Source organism: Bradyrhizobium sp. USDA 4473 (assembly GCF_054063335.1).
Window position 1 is genome coordinate 7,553,452 of sequence record NZ_JBSSGE010000001.1, and the last position, 15,249, is coordinate 7,568,700.

Genomic DNA, 15,249 nt, shown 5'->3' on the forward strand with positions numbered 1-15,249 from the left:
TTCAACGGCAATAGATTTCCCCATCAGACAAACAGAGCCGGTGTTAGGTATCTCGTCCGCTCTGCCGCGATGAGCGGACCGCCGTTAGACGCGGCGCAACCCCGCAGAGGCCGCGGATCAGAAGTTGCCACGGTGGAAGAGCAGCGAAGCCAGTACGGTTGGCGTCTCACGTCGGAACGGCGATTTGGCAAACAAGCCCTTCCGCGCGCCAGTCAAAGAGTACCTTCCCGCCAAGTGGGTTGATCGTCCCTTCGATGAGCCGACTACCAAATCCCTTGCGTTGGGGCACCTTTACCCTCGGTCCGCCCAATTCGATCCAGCGGAGCACCAGCTGCCCATCATCGGCGCGCGACCAGTCCAATTCTATCCGGCCTCTTTTGTTGGATAGCGCTCCATACTTGATAGCATTGGTCGCCAACTCATGCAGGACAACAGCAATCGCCTGCGCCGCGGTAGGTTCTAACACGGTTTGAAGACCGTCCATCCGAACCTGCGCGCCGTGTTCATCGAGATAGGGAGCGAGTTCCTGCTTGGCGATCGCCGAGACTTCAGCGCCTATCCACCGTGTCTCAACAAATAGCGAGTGAACGTTTGCCATCGCTTGGATGCGCCCGCTGATCACCTCCTTGAGGCCTTCGGAAGTGTCGGACTGGGAAAGATTGATGATTGCCTGTACGTTCGAGAGGATGTTCTTGCTTCGGTGCTCCGCCTCGCGAGCGAGAATGCCAATCTGCTCCTGAGCCTGCTTCTGCGCGGTAATATCTCTTGCAATCTTCGATGCGCCAACGATGTTGCCGTGAGCATCTTTGACGGGAGAAACAGTGAGCGAAACGACGATCGAGCTACCATCCCTACGTCGCCGAACGGTCTCAAAGTGGTCGATCCGTTCACCGCGTCGGATACGCGTTAAAATCTCACGTTCTTCGCTTAGTCGGTTCTCCGGGATTACAAGCGTAATGGGCCGACCGATCGCCTCGGAGGCCGAGTAGCCAAAGATGCGCTCGGCCGCCTTGTTCCAGCTTGTAATAATGCCGTCTAGATTCTTGCTAACGATCACGTCGTCGCTGGACTCAACTATGGAGGCCAGCAGATTGGCCAAGCGCTCGGCACGATCCCGAGCCGGCTCGTTGACGAGAGGCCTGCGTTGAGGTCCCGGCTGGTCATTGGATGTCAATGGGAAGTCCCGAAATGTGGATGCTGCGCTGCCGTTAGCGACTTATCATAGCACCAAAAAAGGATTTAAATGACACCGTTGGTCCAGAGCAGTAAGCTCAGATCGAGCATATATAGTCCGGTTTGCCTCCGAAGAGCCGCCGCGGAGGGGTTTGGCGCCCCAACCTGTTCCTGCTGCATAACCGGACATCCGCTTGCGCGCGGGCCGTGCAGTGCCTCTGTCGACTGACAGGCTGCCGTGCCAGCCTCGGCACACGGGCGAGGAACGAAGCGCCCTCAGGATCCTGCTTCACGGGGCAATTCGAATGGCGCAGTTCGACGCGACCTGGTCTAGATGTTGAAGGATGTGGCGAGTGCCTGTGTCGCCCAGGCCTCCTCGCGAGCGCAAGTCCGCCATTTGATCGATCGTGCGGCCCGGATCGCGCTCGCCCGGCGTACCGTGACTGCCGTCATTCTCCCGAACGACCTCCAGGTGAAGGATTGCGAAGACCCGCCGCGCGCCCATAGCACACTACGCTCCGGCATCGGCTACACCCCGCTCCATATCGTTCCGCACGAAGCCGAACTCGACCGTGCCGCAGATATCCTCAACGCCGTCAATAAGATTGCCATGCTGGTCGGAGCCGGCGCACTTGGCGCGACCGCGAGGTCATCGCGGTTGCAGACCGGCTATCTGCCGGCTGCGCCAAGGCGCTGCTTGGCAAAGCCGTGCTGCCAGATGACCTTCCCTAGGTGACCGGCTCAATTGGCCTGCTCGGCACCGAGCCGAGCTACGACCTGATGACGCAGTGCGACACGCTGTTGATGGTCGGCTCGGCTTTTTTCATACTCGGAATTCCTGCCCAAGTAAGGCCGCGCCCACGGTGTCCAAATCGATATCGATGCCGACATGTTGTCGATCCGCTTCCCGATGAAGGTCGGCCTTGTCGGGGACGCCACCGAGACGCTGCGCGCCCTGCTGCCGCGGCTAGGCAAGGTCCGCGAATGGTGGACCACGCTCGAGAATCGGGCACGGTAGCGGGCCAATCCAGTCAATCCACAGCGCGTCACCTGGAGCTCCCACCTCGGATTCCTGAACCAGCCATCGTCACCAGCGACTCCGGGCCGTGCGCCAACTGCTTGCCATTCAGATCCATGAGCTGCTTCATTGGCGTTTGCTTGAATGGCTCAGGATCAACGCGAACCGTGGCGCGATTGGCTGGGGTTCTGCCGGGCGGGTATCATCAGGCCCTTGCCAGCAACTGCCGCCGGTAGCGAAGCCCATCAAAGGTCAGCTTCGATTCGCTCGCCTCGCCCTGAGCGACCTCCGCCTCGAGAAATGTCTCAAGGTCGGGCAACGCACGACGAGCATTGCCGGTTTTTCCCGATCCAAGGAACGAACTGATTCCTGCCACGTTCACGGATCGAAAACAAATGTGGAGTGTGGCTGCGATGGGCGCTGGTGATCAGCTTGCATGCTTGTCGGTGGTGGCATTTTTCTCTCTAGCCCTGATCGTGACGTCCGGCCTATTCGTGGAATCAAGAGCCATGAAGAACTTCACGTTGCCGGCCGCCCAACAGGTTCGGGCGCCGCTCTAGCAGCGAGACCTTCGACTGCCGTCATCCCTGCTGTCCGTAAACGTCTGACCCGGCGCCCGCTTCAAGTGATGGGACTAACCGGGTGCCACATCGCACCGTTCGACGCGACATTCTGCGCTTGGGCTCGTAGGCAAACGTCAGCTCCGGCGCAGCCGAGGAACCGCGCCGGAGCCCTTTTGGGGGAAGCTGATTGTGTGCCTTAGTACTAGCCATCAACCGCGGCAGAGGCCGACAGTTCCCAGCCAGTTTGCATATTTCTCCCGAAAACCAGGCCCAGCCTTGACTCCGGAGTGTTGGCGTACGGGCAAGGGGTTTCGACGTTAGGAGACAATGACACGAGGCTGATTGGCAAAACGCCCGCCGGCATCGTTCTTGGTGCGGCTTCCTGGCTGCTTCCGCGATGAGCGCATCGGCTGCGATCGTATGGTCTGGGCAAGTGTGCTGGCACACCCACGAGGTTTTCGATTACCCGAAAGACTCCGGCGTCGTTGTCCATGAAGACAATTGGCGTTGGGGACCGCACGAGCGGTTCACTTTCCGTGAGCACGAGGGTCGGGGTTATTGGCGCGGGGACACGGGGACCACCTGGCAGTTCGCGCCCCAACCATACGAAGAGGCCGCCAGTTGGCGGCCTCTTTTTAGCGAAAGAGATGTCGGGAACGATTGCCGTTTTTTCCCGTTGGTCGGCGCCGGGGCCGATATGCGGTCCGACATTGCGGTGACGGTTTGATGCCTCTGTTTCGATACTTTCTGCTTACAGGCGCGATGCTGCTTGGATTGCTGTTTGTCGCGGATTGGTACTTTCCGGCACCGCCGGCTGCCGTTACCCGCAACGACATCGACCGCGCAACGATCCGCATTCACTCCCGGCACCAATGGCCGGAAGCGATACGGATGGATACAAGCGCCTCGCTCGTCACCGCCTCACCCGCGCCCTCGGCTCCCCTCCCTGCTCAAGCTCCCGCACCGCGGCCGGCGGCTGTCGCAGAGGCCGACCCGCCTAGGTCACCTCCGTCGAAGGCACTCGAGCAAATCGCGCGACGTGCAAAGCCGCCCCGGCACGCGCAGGGCGAGAGAAGTCCACGGTTTGCACAACGCGGCCAGCGCGTTGCAAGCTACCGCGACCCGGAATGGCAAGGAGGGTGGCAAGGCTGGTCGTTCCCGAGGTGGTGAGCCGCTGAGAAGGTCCCATGACGATTGCACGAAGGGTGCATTCGTCGCTTCCATTGCACAACGAATGCAGCCAGTTCTGCCGGCGACAACGGACTGGCCGCCTCACCGCACGCGGCCAGTCAATTTCTGCGCACGTCAGGTGAGTTCCATTTCAACAGCGATGCGCACCAAGTCGGAGTGGTTCTTCGCGCCAAGCTTCTGCTTGAGCAGGGATGTGGTGTTGGCGACAGTCTTGTAGGAGATGCCGAGCGCCGCTGCGATGTCGACGATCTTGTCGCCGCGGCCGAGCAACCGCAGGATTTCTAGCTCCCGTGCAGATATCTGCGAAGCGGGATTGGCCTTGATCGCGGCGCCGGCGAAGGCAATTGCCTGCGCGAGCTGCGGCGAAATGAACCGCTCGCCGGCCGCGACCTTGCGTACCGCTTTCAAGAACAGGCGCGGGTCCTCGCTCTTCGACAGATAGCCTTGTGCGCCCATCTCCACCGCCCGCACGACGAATGCGGGATCGTCATTCATGCTGAACATGATGATGCGGGCGTCCGGATCGTCCTTGCGAATCCTGCGCAGCAGTTCGAACCCGGAGACATCGGGCAGTTTGATATCGATGACGGTCACGTCCGGCCGCTTCTGTCGGAAAGCTCGATGACCAGCCCTGGCATCGGCAGCCTCGTCGATCTTCACAGTCTTGTCCGCGGCAAACAGGGATCGGCAGCCCGATACCACGACGGGATGGTCGTCGACGATCAATATCCTCGTAGCTGATTTGGCCGTATCGTGCACGTTGCCTCCTCAGCCTAAATAGAACTTAGCGCGGAAATTGAAAGAGAAGAATCGCCGAACGGAGCCCGCCGTGCCAAGCCTCGCAGATCGACTGTGGAACCGCCTTTCCCTTCGCGCCCGGCTGTTGCTGCCCATGGCTGCAATGGTTGTCGGAGCGCTGCTGCTCGGCGGCCTTGCGCTGCAAACCTTCTCGCCCGAACAGTTCGAGGATGAGAATGCCCAGGGCACGCGCTCTGCCCACCGCGTAGCCGAGGCGCTGAATGCTGCGCTTGCGGCCGCGGACAACCCGCAACCAACGCTCGATGCGTTCGCAGCCTCGCTTCGCCCCCCTGCCGCCATCGCGTTCGTGCCGTCGGGACCCGACCGGCGGAACGTGCCCTCTGACACTTACCATGGCAGCGTTCCCGCCTGGTTCACCGCGCTGCTGCAGATTCCCGAGCTCGACTCAGCCCATCCCGTCGCTATCCGAACGGCACATGTCGGTGATATCGTCTTCAAACCTGACCTGTCGGCCGAGATCCTGGAAAAGTGGGTGGGCTTCCTGGCCATTGCCGGATCGAGCGCAGCGCTGATGCTGCTCGCCGGGTTGAGCGCCTATTTTACGACGGGTACGGCGCTTCGCCCGCTGACGCATCTTGGTGCCGGACTGACCCGGATGCGAAATGGCGTTTATGATACTCCGATCCCGCTGGCCGGTCCGCCAGAAATCCGGAAGAGCTGTGCAGAAGCCAACGAGCTCGCCGCGACGCTGAAGCGCCTCAGCCGCGACAATCGGGACCTGCTGCGCAAGCTCGTTGCGGTCCAGGACGACGAGCGCCGCGAGCTGGCCCGGGAACTCCATGACGAGATGGGCCCGCTTCTGTTCGCGATCCGCGCCAATGCCACGGCGCTGTCCGATCCCGAGGCTGAAGGCCCTCCTGAGCCAGGCTCGCCGGCGCACGGCATTCTCAGCGCGACGGAAGCCTTGCAGCAGGCGAACCGGCGTGTGCTGGAAGGCCTGAGCCCGGTCTACATTGGGGATCTTGGGTTAGCCGTCAGCGTGCGGGCGCTGCTGCGCAATGCCCAATCCCAGGCTCCCGGCCTCCGCGTGACATCTCGGATCGATCATCGCTTGGATGACCTCGACGGCCTGCTCTCACAAACCACCTACCGCGTCATCCAGGAGGGTGTGACCAACGTGCTCCGGCATGCGAAGGCGACAACGCTCGGGGTCACGGCGACTGTGAACGGAGGTCAGATCGAGATCGAGGTATCCGACGACGGCATCGGCATGCCGCGAAACCAGACGTTCGGCAGAGGCCTGACCGGAATGCACGAACGCGCGCGTGCGCTCGACGGAGCCCTGCAGCTGCTCCGCGAGCAAGGCCAGACCATCGTGCGCTGCCGGCTTCCGCTCGACCCACCGATCGCCGGATGACCGTGGATGCTTGACGCCGGTTGCAACGGTCTCTCCGGGCCGATCCGAGCTGAGACGAGCTGTCAATCCATGTCGCTCTTTGGCCGACTGCGGATGGCGAGTGCTGGATCCGGATTGTTAACGCCGCCTTTCGGGCCGCGACTTGACCGCCTCCGGATGGCTCGAGCGACGCGACGATGCCTGGCTGCGGGCGAATGATAGCCCCCGCCTTTTCGTTGCCGAAAGCAGCGCCTCGACCTGGCCGTCGGGTTGACGGCGCGACCGAAAGGCTTTGCTGACTGGGGCAGCTTCAAGTTTTGAGCTGTAGTCCGCGCCGAGCGCGAGCTTGAGCCGTCGGATCATCGGACGGCTCCTGATGGTCCGACAAACTTCGGTTGCGGTGGAGGAACGTACGGACGAGGCGCGCTTCCACCGCCGCCGGAGCAGACGGTGGAGTCCCCAACGCAACCCCGATTTGGGGCTGCAATGAATGGCTGCGCCGGCCGAGTTGGAGCAGGCTGCGCTTGCTGGGTTCGTCCTTTGTACGACTGAACAGGAGCCTGGTAGACATAGTCTGAATCTGAATCGTCGGCCGGCGTAGATTGCGGCATGTAGCTAGAGATGTTCTCGTTGATACTTCTGTGTGTCATCTCTGTCCGTTGCAAGAGCTCGCGAAGGCCGTCGGCCATGGAATCCGGATCTCCTTTTGCGAGTGCCTTGCACAGGTTGAGGCGAACATTCGCCGTGTTCTTGCACGCGCTGCCTTCCAGCTTCACCCAATTGGCCGGGAAGCGGTTCTCCTTGTAGTATTGGTCCATGTTGCCGTTGCAGGTCGCAAAGTCCTGCTCGTGACGGTCTTCGCACTGGGCAAGATCGTCGGCGGTCTTCTGCTGCTGGTACTGTCTTTTCGTTGACTGCACCGTGTCGTTGAACTGCCGGTCTTGCTGCCGGCGAATATCGTCGGCGCCTGAGTCCTTTGCCTGCTGAGAGGCGAGGCGGCTCGCGCGAGATCGGAAGAACCGGAGACGCTCGGCGGAGCGGAAGATGATTGCTTGGCCTTGCAGGCGGCATAGACGCGGTTGAATTCGTCGATCACTTTATTGTCGGCGTCGATCTGCTCCTGGCATAGGTGGAGCTGATGGTAGCAATCTTGCCAGGCTTGGCCAGGCGCGCTGTATTGCTGATCGCAAGCCTTCTGCCCCGAGAAGCCGCAGCCTCGACTGTCGTAGTGCAGATGGGAATATTCGGCCGCGGGGCACTGTTTAGCTGCGAGAGTGCTCTTGATGCTGGAGATGTCTTGTGCGGAAGAAGGGGTGATGGCGCCGAGCCAAAGGATGATGGCGTGGCCGCTGAACAGAGCAAGTTGGCTCAACAGTTTTGGCCTGGGCTGTTTCGTAGTCGATGATAGCTGCACCCCGAGCTCTCCCGAACCTTAATTGAAGCCGCTGGAGGACGCCCAACCATGCCTGCCGTTCCAGGTTATGGGGCAAAATGGGTATGTGGTTCGCCCGTCGCTGCCTGGCTTGCAGCCCTCTTCGTCGACGGCAATGGTCTCTCCGGCCGGAATCTGGATGATCACGTCTCGGTCAAGCCCTGGTCCCTCACGCAAGTTGATGAAGCCGCCAGCGACGGTAGGCTTTACCGTGCGCGTGGCGAGCTGCTTCATTATGGGCTCTGCGGTCGCGATCAATGCGTCGAAGGCGGCCTTAGCGTTCTGAAGGGTGGCTTCGTCGCAGAACCGGAAATACACATGATCGAGCGTCAGTTCGCTGTGACGATCGTCAGGCGCGCCAAAGTCTCGGGAGACTTCGGAATGCACGCACTCCTGCTTGGACCGGCAGTCCATCGTGAGATAGCGACCCTCTGGATCCTCCTTGGTTTCAGGAGGCAGTAGATCACCATAATTCGCCTGGTCGATGGTTTGGCTGTTGGTCTCCCTCGGCTTGCCCCGGGCGTCCCGGCGGGCGGCGGGATCGCCAGCGAACCTCAATACGGCATCGTTGTTGAAGAGGGTTCGCGAATTCTTGATCGCCCGGAAACTGATGCCGTTCCCCTTAAACGTTGAACGCGTCAAGACCGTCAGCGGGGTGTCCATCTCGTGAACGGTGACCGGTGGTACCGGGCATGCGATTGCGCTTTCCAGCAGCTGTTCGGCGATCTGCGTGTCGTCGGCGAAGGAAGTCGCCGGATAACGAATAAAGTCGGGGCAAACGCCTTCATGACCCAAATGGGTTACCCTCGCGAGGAAGGGATCATTCTCGTGCAGCTTTCGCGGTTAGCGAAGGACCAGCTTCGCCACTACGGCGGCCAGCTCGCTCTGCCGGGCTACGCCCACCTTGGAGAAGACGCGCTTGAGCACGGTGCGGGCCGTTTCTTCGGTGATCCCCAGCCTCTCGGCGGCCTCCTTGGGCGGCATGCCGGACCCAACGAGGGCTGCAATCCGCGCCTCCCCTAAAGTCAGCCCGAGCACATCGCGGACCACCGCGGGATCGGCGGGCTCATCGCGCTTCTGCTCGATCACAAGTACGATGGCGCGGGTATGGGTGAGAAACTGTTCGGCGAGACGGGTCCGTAGCACGACTGGCAGCAGATAGACGACCAGCCGACGATCTGCTCGATTCGAATGAACGAGAATGGGCTTCGGGGCGTCGATCAGTTCGCGCGGGTCTCCACGGAGTGTGCGGGCGAGCGCCTCATCGATCGCTTTACGCTCGGCGCCGGAGCCGATACGCAATTGTTCATTGACAAGTTGCAGTTGATCCCCGAGCAGCCGCTGCCCGGCTGGATTGGAGAACACGACGCGTCCCAGTGAATCCAGCGCAAAGACGCCAATCCCGATGCGGGCGAGCGCTTGGCCGAGCCCAATCTTTGCCAGTTCTGCGTCCAGCAGCCGGATCGAAAGACGCAGCGCTTTCTCGATGTGCTGGCCGATTCGGCTCACCACTTCGAGCTCGGCGTCCGAGAATTCGGACAGGCCGGCCCGGCGTTGTATGCTGAGGATGACGCCGACATGCGGGTCAGGCGACACGGCTATGCATCCGAACGATTGAAGTCCGTGTTTTGCTCTGAATTGAACGAAGAAAGGATCGCTCTCAACCTCTTCCTTTGACAGGATGTGCCGATTCGTAAACGGCTCACCGTTGAAGAAATAACCGCGCTCCACTGCCCGGATGGCTGCCAGGTCGCGGTTGGACCAATTCCTTTCGTAATCATCTTGAGCGTTCACGAGCGTCTCGGAGACCATCGAGCCGTAGGAGCCGTCGTCCCGCTGCCACAGCAGTACCGCACCCACATCTCCGAAGCAGTTTGCAATCACCTGAAGCGCTGCCGGCCAGTGCGATGGATCGGGTGCGGCATCATAGATGGCTTCGACCGCGTTCAGAAGATGGCTACCCGAGGGGGCTGCACTCACGAGAGCGGTCTCCGCGCGGTACAGGTGTCGGTTACGGGGAAGAACCGTTGATCAGGGAGTATTGCAGCTTCGCCGAACCTGCCCCTTGCCCATTTGGAATGCATGATTTTTGTGCGCATCAAGAAAGCTCTTATTGGCAACCATTCCGAAGCATCGCGATTTGTTGCTTCTACATAGGCATACCACAAATGGGGGATGCTCTGACACGCACACTTCCGCAACATTTGGGTTCAGCTTTCAGGCTGGCGGCGGGATTCGCGGCAATTGCATGGGTAGTCAATCTATTGAGCTTTCTGGGATTTCGCGGGTCCATGCCAGACTAGGTGAAGCGGCGGTCGACCCGGGCAGGTGGAGAGACCTGCTCGGGGAGATGTGCCGCGTTGTCGGCGCAGAGGGAGCCAGCCTCAGACAGGCGGGTATTCGAACGTCAGACGTCCCGTATACGGCGTCGATGGAGGACCTTACCAATATCTATTTCAAGGAAGGATGGCATCTACGGGATATTCGTGTCCCGCGCGTTCAGAATCTGTTTGCCTCATCCCATCCGGTCGCTCCCGCCTTCTGCGATTCTGACCTATTCAGCTACGACGAAATGCGCCAGCTTTTCCGCAAGGATGCCTATTTCAACGACTTTCTCCGAAAGGGAAAGCTGAAATGGGGAGGTTGGATTCGATTCCCCGTTATGGGGGTTCCCTGGTTGATTGCCCTTCAGCGGACTGATGCCCAGGGGCCGTTCGAACGGGATGACATGCTTCGGCTGTCGCCACTTGCGCAAACTCTTAGCGAGGTTGCGAACTTGTCGGCAGCAGTCGGGCGGTGCGTGCTCACCGGCGTGCTGGATGGTCTACAGCTGGTCCAGTCGCCCGCGCTGGCGCTGGATCGAAATGGCGTCGTTTTGGGCATCAACGCGGGAGCCGATGCCGTGTTCGATTCCGAGCTTCTGGTCCGTAACTCGCGCTTGGTCATCCGTGACGGAAAGGCCCGCCAGGCGTTCGAACGCATGACCTCGGACGCGGCCGGCAGCAACGAATTTCGGCGCGGGTCGAGGAGCCAGGTTGGAAACATCATCGTCGCGAGGCGCGAGACCAAAAAGCCAATTCTCATGAAGCTTCTGCCGGTCAATGGAGCGGCGAGTGCGCCTTTCCTTGGCGCAAGGTTCATCATCACCTTGACCGACCTGGAGGCGGCGCGGCCATCATCCCTCGCAACCATCTCGGAAGCGTTCTCTTTAACCCGGGCAGAAGCCAAGGTCGCCTCGATGATCGCGGCTGGTGTGTCCCCGGAAGAGATCGCAGGCGAGCTGCGGGTATCACGGGAGACGGTACGGAATCAGATCAAGGCAATCTTCGCCAAGACCGGGACCCACCGCCAGAGCGAGCTTGCTGCCCTGGTGGCCCGGACCCGCGGGTAGCGCACGGTTGCCAGAAAGGCGCGCCCTGGCGGGCGATATCTGTCCGCCTGCAACGAAAGGATACTGATGAGGTGGCCGCATAACCCAAACAGGTCATGCCGACCCCGGTCGTCCATGTGAGAGTTATCAAGTTGGGGGACAGCGTATGAGACCCCGATTGGAAGAAGGATCTCGATATGAAAGTTGTTAAAGCCCTGCTGATTATCGCGGCTGTCGGCTTGGCCGCGCCGCCCGTGTTCGCGGGCGACACTTCGTGTTGCGACAGCACGACCGGACCTAATTGCAAATGCCCCGATCATCCACCGTCCTCATCGGGCAACTCCGGTACAAGGACGAGCCGTTGAACTCATCGCTCGCCGGCGCGGCTGCCGCTCAAATTCCAGATCGGCTTGCACCGCCGGCAAAGGGAGCGTCAATCTCGACGACGTGGCTTTGGCGACAGCGCGGTCCCGCAAGGGCCACGCTGCCCCGTCAGCCAGAAATAGGGTAAATCAATGAACTTTCCCAAAGCACTGTTGATCGCGGGAAGCATTGCCCTCGCAGCGCCTGCGTTCGCGACAGATGTCCATCTGGCAAGTCTGACATCACAAGGGCAAAAGCAGCCCAACTATACGGCTCGACCGCAGCGACAGCAAATGGCATGCAGTCCGAAGTATGCCTATTGCAACAAGCAGTCAGATTGCTGCCCGGGCACGACCTGTGCATCACAGGATGGGCAACCTCCTTTCACTTGCCATTAGAGTCGGCGGGTAGCGGGAAGGCACAAATGATTCGTCCGAAGGCTGTCGGCTTCAGATCGCCGAATTGCCTTCGGCGCATCGTCTCAGAGGTTGTGACCTCGTCCCGCGGGCTTGGTCCAATTTGAAGTTTGTTTCTGGCCTACGACAACGACGAGACCGTGAAGCGCAGCCGCTTCTCGGAAGAGCAGGTCATTGCGATTTTGAAGCAGCACGAGGCCGGCGTTTCGGCCGCCGATCTGTGCCGAAAGAATGGCGTCAGCGATTATTTCTGTTCAAGCGGGAGGGCTATCGGACCAACCACGAGAAGCTCTTCATCAGGAAGAGCAGCCGACGATGCGCCGCCAAGCACTAGCGTAATGGAGCGCCTGTTTGGATGCGTCGGCGCGGAGGATGACAGACCCAAATCGAACAGTTGGTTGTGGTCCGGTCGTTTGGACGTTAGCGGCTGGAGGCATATGGATGATCGATAAACCCAAACTTTGGGCGGCTGCGCTTGCAGCGTCGACGCAGGCCAGCCGTCAGACCGCGCTCGCGACCGCCCAAGTCCGCTCGAGATACGCCTGGAGATATGCTCGCGTCCTATGCGTCGGTCTCGCTATCGTCGGCGCATACCTCCCACTCAACGCGGGTGCCGACGGAGATGCCGGCAATATGCTTTTCTATCTGCTGCCATGGGCAAAGTTCTGTCTAACTGGGAAAGATGCGAAGAGGATCTGCTTTACCGGGAAGGACGCCCGCATCGAGAGCGGACAACCGGTACTCGCCGCGGTCCTCATCGAGCCCGATAGTGATCCCAAGAAGATATTTCGCGTCACCCTACCGCTCGGGATGCAGTTCGCCCAAGGCACGCGGATCATCATTGACAATGGCACGCCGCTTCAGAGGCCGTTCGTCACCTGCCTTGCGAACGGCTGCGTCTCCGATTATGACGCCACTCCCGAGTTGATCGCCGCTCTAAAGGACGGGAAAGAATTGGTCGTCCAGGCAATAAATGGGGATAGCCACCCGGTGTCGCTTCCTCTTCCTCTCGCCGGGTTTGCCGCGGCTGCTGACGGAATCCCGACAGATTCAAAGATCTTTGAGGCCGAACAGAAGCGAACCCAGGAGGATTTCAAGCGCAATCCGAACGCGTACGAAAGCCGCTCGCTTAAAGCCGTGGCGCAGGGAGATGACGCCGCTTCCGCGCCGGCTAAGCCCACCTCTGCGGCGAGCCGAGAATGCCAACGCGATGGGAGCTATACTCGACAAAAAATAAGAACCACGTGCGCGATCACATGCGCGGGCCTGCAAGGTCTTCGGGGAGTCGGCCTATATCGTGTGTGTATGGGTGCAAGAGATGCGACTGATGATTACTGCTACACAATGGTGACAGACATGTGCACTCAGGAATGTGAGCGTGACGGATCTATCGGCAATCGCCGTTTCTGTAACGGTCAGGCTTATTAAATAGGGGGCCACGACATGGGTTGCGTCCCGTTGCAGACCTCTTCGCATTCATACTCAACACAAAAAGGGTTCGCTTCGCCTGGCCCCACCAAGCGCTATAGCGAGCGGAGCAATCAAATGAGAGCCGCACCACCTCGTCGCGTTGTACTCCTGTCGCTCGGATTCCTTACGATCGCAACGTCTGCATTTTGTAGAGACGATGAAGGGTGCCTTCGCATGTCGTCGTCTTTGGACAGGCGGTCAATGGAAATTAAAAGACGATTCAAAGAGGATTCTTGCTCCTATTGGCATGAGCTAGTGGTGAACGCATATTCATGGATCTATTATTCCCGTGAATGTCATCCCGAAAATGAGAGCGATTGGCAGGGCACGCTTAGAACGTACCAAGAAGAACAGCGCAAGCACTGCCATTAATAGCCAATGAGCAAGCGCAGAGTGCGAATGGCGCGCAGCGGGATACTGGCGCGCCTTATTTCGCAGTGCTTCCGCGTGGGCTTCGCTACGCTCATCCCGCGTCGAACATCTGAATTTCAGGGGGGCGGGCCGCCTAGTTCCTACAATATATCCGAAAGGCGTATCGGCCTTCATAAACGAGAAAATGATTAGTTCGTTTCGCCGGGATTGCTCATGCATCCGGCGAACAGGATTGCCGCCGTCCGATCATCGGCCACGTAGAACAGGAACGGCCGATCGACCGTGAACGGCTCTGGCTTGTTAGCCATTGTAATCTCAGCCATTGAGACAGCTGTTGCCGCCGCCGCTTCGCTGCCGTTCTCGGTTACTTCGAGAGTAGCCCGGTGCAGGATGTCGTCGATCCAAACCCTCACGAGCTCCTTCGAGCGTCCGGTGATTCCGGAAAAATCAGCACGAGCCTCGTCAAACGGCCGCATCAGCCCAAGTTGCTGGTATCTGTCCTTGAGCTTGGCCGAGAAACGGATCTTGAAACGCGGCAAGGACACATACGTGTTGACTTCCTTTTCCTGCCTGAGCGCGCTGAAAAGGGCAGATACCTCGCTCGTACCCAGCCGCTGCGCCAGAGCAGGCGCTCCGTCGACAGCATCTGGCAGGACAATCACCATCGAGAGCGCCCACGTCAGATAGGGCAGGCGGATCGCACGGAAGCCAGGCCGAGAAACGATGGGGAAATAGCTGCGCTGGTGCATTGTTGCGGCCTTGATCGTGCGCGCTGGCGACAAATGAAAGTCGTCGTTTTTCGTTTCCCCGAGGGCAAATGGCCTCTGCCATGCTTGCTTGAAGTATATCGCATCGACCAGCACAATTCCTTCCTTCGCTGGACGATCAAGAATTGAATCGATCTTGCCTTCCGTCATTCGCTTGACCCAGCCATTGATCTCCTCAAGCTTCGCATTGCGGAAGACCTTGGCTGCGTAATTCTGCTCAATCCGCTTGATGTAAGCGTCCGAAGCGATGGCTTCTTTGGTGAGCATCACCGCGTTGGCAATGCCGAGACTGGCAGAGCTTCGAACAATCGGAGAGCCTGCGTAACGTTTGCCTTGGGTCCGAACTCGCCCCGATGATCCCCGATCCTGCTGCTCTACACGCTCGCACGAACTTACAGAGGACGCCCTCTCCGTCTCAAGACATGTCGGCGCCGTCGCGGGCGTGCCCTCGTTCTTGAGACGGCCCAAAACATCGGCATTGGCGGCATCCATTCGGTCGCGGTCGAGCCCTTGATGCAGCACCGAAGCCATCTCGATGGCCGTATCGCCTTTGGCGCCACTGAGTACCATGGCCACGGCGGAGCCAATTGAATATGGCGAGAACACAACGTTGCCAGGCGTGGCAACGAATTGCTTCAACAAATCATGACCCGAAGCGTTGAACGCGGTGACGAGCGACTGATTGTCGGCCTCGTCCGCGACGCACGCCATCGGCGTAGACGCGGCAACCAATATTGTCAGGATCGCTCGCCCGAGCCGTTGTCCCCTCATCCCGTTTCCTCGCCAAATTGCCCGCGCCTCTTGTCTCGTCGCTTCTTACGTCCACAAACGCCAAAACCATCGTCCAGATCTTATGGCATCCAGGGCGGCTGAGGTTATCAATAGTAGCCGATTGCGGATGAACAACCGTACACGTAGAGCGCATCCGACAAACTGTTCATGACCCAAATGGGTTGTGA

General features: G+C 59.8%; 11 protein-coding genes and 2 pseudogenes. 5 read left to right on the forward strand and 8 right to left on the reverse strand.

The window, feature by feature from the left end:
• Nucleotides 1-166: 166 nt before the first annotated feature.
• Complete coding sequence (locus tag ACVW17_RS35390) at nt 167-1,099, reverse strand: PAS domain S-box protein (RefSeq protein ID WP_456798604.1); 933 nt, start codon at nt 1,097-1,099, stop codon at nt 167-169.
• 408 nt (nt 1,100-1,507) lie between these two features.
• Here ACVW17_RS35390 and ACVW17_RS35395 point away from each other — a divergent pair.
• A pseudogene (locus ACVW17_RS35395) lies at nt 1,508-2,289 on the forward strand (thiamine pyrophosphate-requiring protein); the annotation flags it as partial.
• 107 nt (nt 2,290-2,396) lie between these two features.
• Here the strand turns inward: ACVW17_RS35395 and ACVW17_RS35400 are convergent.
• Nucleotides 2,397-2,567: a hypothetical protein gene (locus ACVW17_RS35400; RefSeq protein ID WP_456799040.1), complete on the reverse strand. Its 171-nt coding sequence runs from the start codon at nt 2,565-2,567 to the stop codon at nt 2,397-2,399.
• A 1,492-nt stretch (nt 2,568-4,059) separates the two neighbouring features.
• Nucleotides 4,060-4,704, reverse strand: coding sequence for a response regulator transcription factor (locus ACVW17_RS35405; protein ID WP_456798605.1), 645 nt, complete (start codon nt 4,702-4,704; stop codon nt 4,060-4,062).
• Nucleotides 4,705-4,774: 70 nt separating this feature from the next.
• On the opposite strand from ACVW17_RS35405, the gene ACVW17_RS35410 reads away from it, so the two are divergent.
• On the forward strand, nt 4,775-6,121 hold the full coding sequence (locus ACVW17_RS35410) for an ATP-binding protein (protein WP_456798606.1): 1,347 nt from the start codon (nt 4,775-4,777) through the stop codon (nt 6,119-6,121).
• A gap of 117 nt (nt 6,122-6,238) precedes the next feature.
• Here ACVW17_RS35410 and ACVW17_RS35415 read toward each other — a convergent pair whose 3' ends face one another.
• The 4 genes from ACVW17_RS35415 to ACVW17_RS35430 all read right to left on the reverse strand — a co-directional run bounded on the left by ACVW17_RS35415 (nt 6,239) and on the right by ACVW17_RS35430 (nt 9,512).
• On the reverse strand, nt 6,239-6,463 hold the full coding sequence (locus ACVW17_RS35415; RefSeq protein ID WP_456798607.1) for a hypothetical protein: 225 nt from the start codon (nt 6,461-6,463) through the stop codon (nt 6,239-6,241).
• A gap of 409 nt (nt 6,464-6,872) precedes the next feature.
• A complete protein-coding gene (locus ACVW17_RS35420) occupies nt 6,873-7,472 on the reverse strand; it encodes a hypothetical protein (RefSeq protein ID WP_456798608.1) in 600 nt (199 codons plus the stop codon).
• Nucleotides 7,473-7,532: 60 nt separating this feature from the next.
• On the reverse strand, nt 7,533-8,327 hold the full coding sequence (locus ACVW17_RS35425; protein WP_456798609.1) for an SH3 domain-containing protein: 795 nt from the start codon (nt 8,325-8,327) through the stop codon (nt 7,533-7,535).
• 48 nt (nt 8,328-8,375) lie between these two features.
• Complete coding sequence (locus tag ACVW17_RS35430) at nt 8,376-9,512, reverse strand: helix-turn-helix transcriptional regulator (RefSeq protein ID WP_456798610.1); 1,137 nt, start codon at nt 9,510-9,512, stop codon at nt 8,376-8,378.
• Nucleotides 9,513-9,963: 451 nt separating this feature from the next.
• Between ACVW17_RS35430 and ACVW17_RS35435 the strand changes: the two genes are divergently transcribed.
• The 3 genes and pseudogenes from ACVW17_RS35435 (at nt 9,964) to ACVW17_RS35445 (ending at nt 13,109) form a co-directional block, all read left to right on the forward strand.
• Nucleotides 9,964-10,923 carry a helix-turn-helix transcriptional regulator gene (locus tag ACVW17_RS35435; protein WP_456798611.1) on the forward strand — a complete coding sequence of 320 codons (960 nt, stop codon included), beginning with the start codon at nt 9,964-9,966 and terminating at the stop codon, nt 10,921-10,923.
• Nucleotides 10,924-11,821: 898 nt separating this feature from the next.
• Nucleotides 11,822-11,926: pseudogene (locus tag ACVW17_RS35440) on the forward strand (transposase); the annotation flags it as partial.
• A 196-nt stretch (nt 11,927-12,122) separates the two neighbouring features.
• Nucleotides 12,123-13,109, forward strand: a complete 987-nt coding sequence (locus ACVW17_RS35445; protein ID WP_456798612.1) for an invasion associated locus B family protein — start codon at nt 12,123-12,125, stop codon at nt 13,107-13,109.
• Nucleotides 13,110-13,711: 602 nt separating this feature from the next.
• Here the strand turns inward: ACVW17_RS35445 and ACVW17_RS35450 are convergent.
• Nucleotides 13,712-15,061: a serpin family protein gene (locus ACVW17_RS35450; protein ID WP_456798613.1), complete on the reverse strand. Its 1,350-nt coding sequence runs from the start codon at nt 15,059-15,061 to the stop codon at nt 13,712-13,714.
• Nucleotides 15,062-15,249: the final 188 nt, after the last annotated feature.

Coding starts and splice junctions, on each gene's coding strand:
- ACVW17_RS35415 (WP_456798607.1), bottom strand. CDS start 6,463: ATGATCCGACGGCTCAAGCTCGCGCTCGGCGCGGACTACAGCTCAAAA.
- ACVW17_RS35450 (WP_456798613.1), bottom strand. CDS start 15,061: ATGAGGGGACAACGGCTCGGGCGAGCGATCCTGACAATATTGGTTGCC.
- ACVW17_RS35435 (WP_456798611.1), top strand. CDS start 9,964: ATGGAGGACCTTACCAATATCTATTTCAAGGAAGGATGGCATCTACGG.
- ACVW17_RS35445 (WP_456798612.1), top strand. CDS start 12,123: ATGATCGATAAACCCAAACTTTGGGCGGCTGCGCTTGCAGCGTCGACG.